Source organism: Paraburkholderia sp. SIMBA_027 (assembly GCF_046535315.1).
GTDB lineage: Bacteria > Pseudomonadota > Gammaproteobacteria > Burkholderiales > Burkholderiaceae > Paraburkholderia > Paraburkholderia tropica.
In genome coordinates this window covers 1-236 of sequence record NZ_JAWRWY010001595.1, presented here as the reverse complement: position 1 = coordinate 236, position 236 = coordinate 1, and the positions used below count along the sequence as shown (strand labels likewise).

The following is a 236-nucleotide window of genomic DNA, read 5'->3' as shown; positions in this document are numbered from 1 at the left end:
AGTTTAAAGAACTGATTTTAACCGGAGCTAAAAAGTATACCTTACAAGCTGGTAAAACCCAAAAAGTTACAGATCAGCTGTATGCCAACGGAAGTTCATGTTACAAGCTGGAAATGGTAAGTTCTGTGGCGGGTACCAAAGCAATTCTTAATGTACTGGCAGGAAGTGCTAGTTTTGACTTTGCCAATGTGAAAGATATTAATGCATCAGGAATTGCACTGCATTTCGGTGCCAAG

1 protein-coding gene is annotated in these 236 nt (G+C 39.8%); it reads left to right on the top strand.

The features are described from left to right. Window positions 1-236 (top strand): hypothetical protein (locus SB764_RS44560; protein WP_410867382.1); only part of this gene is annotated, 236 nt, incomplete at both ends.